Origin of the sequence: Marivirga sp., assembly GCF_024636815.1 — a bacterium.
Lineage (GTDB): Bacteria > Bacteroidota > Bacteroidia > Cytophagales > Cyclobacteriaceae > Marivirga.
Genome location: NZ_JAGXGF010000204.1, coordinates 1 through 6228 on the forward strand (window position 1 = coordinate 1; position 6228 = coordinate 6228).

Below are 6228 nucleotides of genomic sequence, written 5' to 3' on the forward strand. Positions count from 1 at the left end.
TAGTTGAATTTCCACATCACAAAAATATGGATATTATGATGATTTATTCTCTTATATAATTAGAGAATTTGGAATGGTAATTAGCTAATTTTTCTTTTTCCATTTACTGAAAAACCTCCTAATAACTGAGAATAAATTTGTATTTTTTTCTCCTGGTGCAGTATGCACTTCGGTTCCAATCAATAATGAAACAGGTTTTAAAGGTTCAAAGTAGTTGCAAAAAACTTTAAAAATAGCCATCATCGGCACCGAAAGAATTAGCCCCGCAATTCCCCAAATCAACTGACCTATCATTAGGGTAATAATTACAAATAGCACACTCAACTTTAAATTCTCCCCTACTATTTTAGGATTAAGCACATTGCTTTCAAGTAGTTGACTCAGCCAAAACAACCCAGCCACACTCACAGGATACACTAATGAGTCGTAATTAAAAATCGTAAAAAGCAATACAAGGCTGGCGCCCATTAAGGAGCCTATATATGGAATTATACAAAATAAAGCAGGCAAAAAACCGAAAAACAAGGGGTATTCAATCCCAATTATTAATAATCCTGTAGTGTTAATAATAGTCAGGATAATAATTAAGAGTAAATATCCTAATACATAGTTTCTTCCAACTTTAGAAGCCTCAATTACAGCATCTTCTATATTATTTCTTGTTTCTTTGTCTTTACCAAATTTTTTAATGGCTTTAAGCAAGCCTTTTCTATAGTTTAGGAATAGAATGGTGAAAACAAGGAAAAGCAAAATATTTCCCAATGATTTAAATACGCTACTGATTACCTGAGGGAGAAATTTATTATTTTCTACAACCTCCTTGGCTTTATTCATCACCTCGGGTGTCTTCAGATTTTCTTTAAGATCGAGATTCTTATTGATACCCTCCACTATACTGTTTACTGTTTCAATTAATTGATTCTGGAAAGAACCGAACTGATCAATTATTTTGATAATCTGATTGGAATATAAAAAGATTACTGTGCCCACTATACTAATTAAGGTGAGTATGGTAACCAGAATAGCTAAAAACTTCGGGAAAGATTTTTTCTCCAAAAAATTAACAACCGGTAAAAGTATAAATGAAAGTAAGAGACCAGCCGCTAAAGGGACGATGACAGGCTTACCTATCCATAAAATGGTAATGCCTGCTATAAAAATAATCATTTTTAATGCTATAGAGGCATAAAAAGTAAGGTCTGAATTTCTGTCTGGTGTTTCCAATATAGTCTCTTTGACGGGAAAAATTTAGTATAGGTTACTTAAGTACTAAATTAAGTTGTTGTCAAACATAATAAAGCATCAATATTTGTCATTAACCACGACTATTTGTTTTATAGTAATGACAAAATAAAGGTTTTTGAAATTTAATTGACTACAAATACTGACGATTTCCCATGAATTTCTTTTACAAATGTCATAATGTCAGATAAAATGAACGCATCTCCTATTGGCACATCCATTGTTACTTAATGTGAAAAATGAATTTAGAATTAGAAAAATAAAATAGATCATGGGAAAAATTATTGGAATTGACTTAGGTACTACCAACTCCTGTGTGGCGGTAATGGAGGGTAATGAGCCCGTTGTAATCCCCAACAGTGAGGGTAGAAGAACTACACCTTCTATTGTAGCGTTTTTGGATGAAGGGAAAGGCGAACGAAAAGTAGGTGATCCTGCAAAACGTCAAGCTATTACAAACCCTACCAATACAATCGCATCAGTAAAGAGATTTATGGGTAAGAAGTTTTCTGAAGTTTCAGAAGAGAAAAAAATTGCTTCTTACAAAGTAGAATCTGGTAATAACGATACAGTTAGAGTTAAAGTAGGTGATAGAAATTACACACCTCAGGAATTATCTGCAATGATTCTTCAGAAAATGAAGTCTACTGCAGAAGATTACTTAGGACAAGAAGTTACAGAAGCTGTTATTACAGTTCCTGCTTACTTTAATGATGCAGAGCGTCAGGCAACGAAAGAAGCTGGACAGATCGCTGGATTAGAAGTAAAAAGAATCATTAACGAGCCAACTGCTGCTGCTTTGGCTTACGGATTAGATAAAAGAGATAAAGATCAAAACATTGCCGTTTACGATTTAGGTGGTGGTACTTTTGATATCTCTATCCTGGAATTAGGTGATGGTGTTTTTGAAGTAAAATCTACTAATGGTGATGTTCACTTAGGTGGTGATGACTTCGATCAAGTAATCATCAACTGGTTGGCAAAAGAATTCAAAGACGAGCAAGGTATTGACTTGAAACAAGATCCAATGGCTTTGCAGAGATTGAAAGAAGCTGCTGAGAAAGCTAAAATTGAGTTATCGAGCTCTACTGAAACAGAAGTGAATTTACCTTATATTATGCCAGTAGATGGCGTGCCTAAGCACTTGGTTAGAAAATTAAGCCGTTCAAAATTCGAGCAATTATCTGACAACTTAGTTAAAAGATCAATGGCTCCAGTTAAGAAAGCTTTAGAAGATGCTGGTTTATCTCCTTCTGAAATTGATGAAGTAATCTTGGTAGGTGGTTCAACCCGTATCCCAAGAATTCAAGAAGAAGTAGAGAAATTCTTTGGCAAAAAACCTTCTAAAGGTGTAAATCCAGATGAGGTTGTGGCAATTGGTGCTGCAATTCAAGGTGGTGTATTAACCGGTGAAGTGAAAGACGTTCTTTTATTGGATGTTACTCCATTATCATTAGGAATTGAAACCATGGGTGGCGTAATGACTAAATTGATTGAATCGAACACTACGATTCCTTCTAAGAAGTCAGAAACATTCAGTACTGCTTCAGACAATCAGCCTTCAGTGGAAATCCACGTATTGCAAGGTGAAAGATCAATGGCAAAAGACAATCGTTCGATCGGTAGATTCCACTTGGATGGTATACCTCCAGCGCCAAGAGGAGTTCCTCAGGTTGAAGTAACATTCGATATAGATGCCAATGGTATCTTGAATGTATCTGCTAAAGATAAAGGAACTGGTAAAGAGCAGAAAATCAGAATCGAGGCTTCTTCTGGATTATCAGATGAAGAAATCGAAAAAATGAAAAAAGAGGCGGAAGCAAATGCTGAAACCGATAAAAAAGAGAAAGAGAAGATTGACAAAATCAATCAAGCTGACTCTTTAATATTCCAAACTGAGAAGCAAATGAAAGAATTTGGCGAGAAGTTATCAGAAGGCAACAAAACGGCCATCAACGATGCTCTAGCTAAATTAAAAGAAGCACATAGCAGTCAGGACATTGAAGCAATTGATAGCTCAATGGAAGCATTAAACAATGCATGGCAAGCAGCTTCACAGGAAATCTACCAGGCGCAGCAAGAAGCTGGCGGTGCTGAAGGACAGCCGGGCGGAGATGCTGGGCAAGAACCACAAGGCGAAAGCAGTGATGGCGTAGATGATGTGGAATACGAAGAAGTAAATGATGATGATAAAAAAGATTCTAAATAAGAATCCTTAAATCATAAATTTTAGTGAAAGCCTCTCAGAGAAATCTGAGAGGCTTTTTTGTTTCTAATTCATACCTAATTGATTGGATATTTTTAAAACTAAATCTAACTTTAGATATAATTAAATCTACAAAGAGCCTAATAATCTGTATCTCTTAGCTATGAAAAAATACATACTTTTTATTTCGATGTTCTTTTTTACAGGAACCTCTTTTTGTCAAAATATCATCTACTTTAATGAAAATTGGGAAGTAGTTAAAGACAGAGAAAATGCTGATTTCTACAGAAAAATATTTTATTTGAGATCAGATAGCCTGTATAAAATTGAAGACTATTATATCTCGGATTCCATTCAAATGAAAGGTCTATTTCATGATCCTCAAGCTGAGTTTGAAGAAGGTTTAGTTAGATGGTATTATGAAAATGGAAATGTAAAAACTGAAGCATTTTACGCATTTGATGAAATTAATGGACTACGGAGAACATATTATCCAAATGGACAAATCGAAGAGTTAAGAAATTATCTACTTGAAAACGATAGCATAAATTATGAAATAAAAGAACTGTTTAATGAAGAAGGTGATACTTTAGTATATAATGGCAATGGTCAGTACATCAAATATTATGATAACAGTAATATTAAAATTAAAGGGAAGGTTGAAAATGGTCTTAAAATTGGCAAATGGCAATCATGGAGAAAAAATGGAGATTTATATTATACAGAATACTATGGTGATAACGGTCAACTCAATCAGGGAAAATCTTATGACCTTGAATCTAATGAATATGTATATGAAAAATTAAATGTAAAAGTAACTTATAAGGGAGGTGATGATAAGTTATACAAAAAAATTTACAGACACATTAATTACCCTATAAAGGCATATAATGCGGGGGTTGAAGGAAAGATATACATAAATTTAGTAATTAATAAAGAGGGTAGAATTTCCGAATCTTACATTTTAAAAAGTATAGGTGGGGGTTGCGATCAAGAGGCATTGAGAGTTATCAAAAAGTGTAAGAAGTGGAATCCTGGATTGCAAAGAGGTCAAAAAATCAAAACCAAAGTTACTTTACCCATAAGATTTAAGCTTTAAAATACTCGATATCAAACAATTCAATAATAACCTCTTAATCCGAATAAAAAATGCAAAAAAAACAGAATAAGCTTTTCTATCTTTTAATACTTATAATAACTATACATATTTCATCCTGCCAAAAGTCCTATCAAAAATCAGAGAATTTAGAAAACAACTATGAACTCAAAATTACAAATTCTTTAGTTTTCAATCTCGACAGTATTAAAACAGCCTATACACGAGGGGTACAAGTATATCCACATCACAATCCTCAACATTTATTGTTTTTTCATTCGACTGGAAAATACATCTCTATTTATGATTTAAAATCTCAGGAATTATTAAAAGAGATCCACTTTGATTTTGAAGGTCCTAAAAGAGTTCCAAGAAGTATTAATTATGCTTACATTCATAATTTCGACTCCATCTTTCTATTTGATCCATTACCCCAACAAATTTACCTTGTAGATTCTGCGGGCAATAATATTGATGAATTTGATCTCCAATTGGACGATATGCATTATACATATCCAGATGGTGCTCATCCCCCTTATTTTAAAAACAGAACCCTTTTTCTACCAACTTACCCTTCCCCTATGGAAAATGCTACCTCTTCAGATTATGGCATGGTGGAATTTGATATTGATAGGAAATCATTTGATACTAAATACAATTTATCAGAAAAATATGATGAGGGTTTTTGGGGTAAACATAGCTATAGAAATGCTGTATTTACATATAATGAGGATACAGATGCAATAATCATGAGCTTCCCCAATGATAAATATATTTACGTGACAGATACCCAAGGCAATAAGTCAAAGCACTTTGCCGGTTCTTCTGAAATGAAAACCTTAAAACCTTTGAGTGAAGAACTTTATAATGATGATGGGAAAACCTATAGAAAGCAGGCGGAACAAGGCTTTTATTCAGGATTAAAATATGACAGATGGAGAAAGCTTTATTACAGATTTGCTTATAATCCTATTAATAAATATGCCGATAGAAGTGCATTAGGCGAAAATGCTTCCATTATTATTTTGAATAATGAGTTTGAAATAATTGGGGAAAGTCCGATAAATGCCAAAAAATATTCATTTGGGATCACATTCATTAATGAAGATGGTTTACATTTATTTAACAGTGATCAATATAATAAGGTGGATGATAGCCGTTTTTCTTTTGACTTATTTAAACTTAAAAATGTAACACCATGAAATAGTCATAAACCCTGCATACCAACTGAAATGAATATAACAGGTCAGTAAAGGTTAGATAGCTAGGCTTTGGAACTTTGACTATTCCATAGCCTGTCCCGATTTATCGGGATGGCAACTTTAAAACAATTATATACACATGAAATTCTTAATTATCTTTATTAGCCTAATCATTTTTCAAACAGAGTACCCACATACAGCCCAAAACAAGGACTTTATGGTAAAATATAAGTTTGAAAAAAAGGATGATGGAAAAACCTATATGCTCGGTCACATCACATTTCAAAAAAATAATAAAAATGGCATCAATACCAATATGATAGTTATAGGCCATAGAATTGGTAATGTCCCACAAATGGATGGCACTTTTGAATTAGAACTTCCGGATAAAAAAGGAGAAATTTTAGTATGGAATTCAAAATACAAAGACAAATGGAAATTTGAATACAAGGTGGAACTAAGCCCAGATAAAGATTTTACAA

5 protein-coding genes are annotated in these 6228 nt (G+C 33.3%); 4 read left to right on the top strand and 1 reads right to left on the bottom strand.

Annotated features, from left to right (window positions below; genetic code table 11):
- Nucleotides 1–84: 84 nt before the first annotated feature.
- Entirely contained in the window at nucleotides 85–1224 is a 1140-nt protein-coding gene (locus tag Q0L29_RS14655; RefSeq protein WP_296622871.1) for an AI-2E family transporter, read from the bottom strand.
- A gap of 289 nt (nucleotides 1225–1513) precedes the next feature.
- On the opposite strand from Q0L29_RS14655, the gene dnaK reads away from it, so the two are divergent.
- The 4 genes from dnaK to Q0L29_RS14675 form a co-directional block, all read left to right on the top strand.
- On the top strand, nucleotides 1514–3451 hold the full coding sequence (gene dnaK / locus Q0L29_RS14660; RefSeq protein ID WP_296622873.1) for a molecular chaperone DnaK: 1938 nt from the start codon (nucleotides 1514–1516) through the stop codon (nucleotides 3449–3451).
- A gap of 160 nt (nucleotides 3452–3611) precedes the next feature.
- Nucleotides 3612–4547, top strand: a complete 936-nt coding sequence (locus tag Q0L29_RS14665; protein ID WP_296622875.1) for an energy transducer TonB — start codon at nucleotides 3612–3614, stop codon at nucleotides 4545–4547.
- A gap of 50 nt (nucleotides 4548–4597) precedes the next feature.
- On the top strand, nucleotides 4598–5746 hold the full coding sequence (locus tag Q0L29_RS14670; RefSeq protein WP_296622876.1) for a DUF4221 family protein: 1149 nt from the start codon (nucleotides 4598–4600) through the stop codon (nucleotides 5744–5746).
- Between the two features lie 217 nt (nucleotides 5747–5963).
- A partial coding sequence (locus tag Q0L29_RS14675; RefSeq protein WP_296622878.1) for a hypothetical protein occupies nucleotides 5964–6228 on the top strand: 265 nt, incomplete at its 3' end.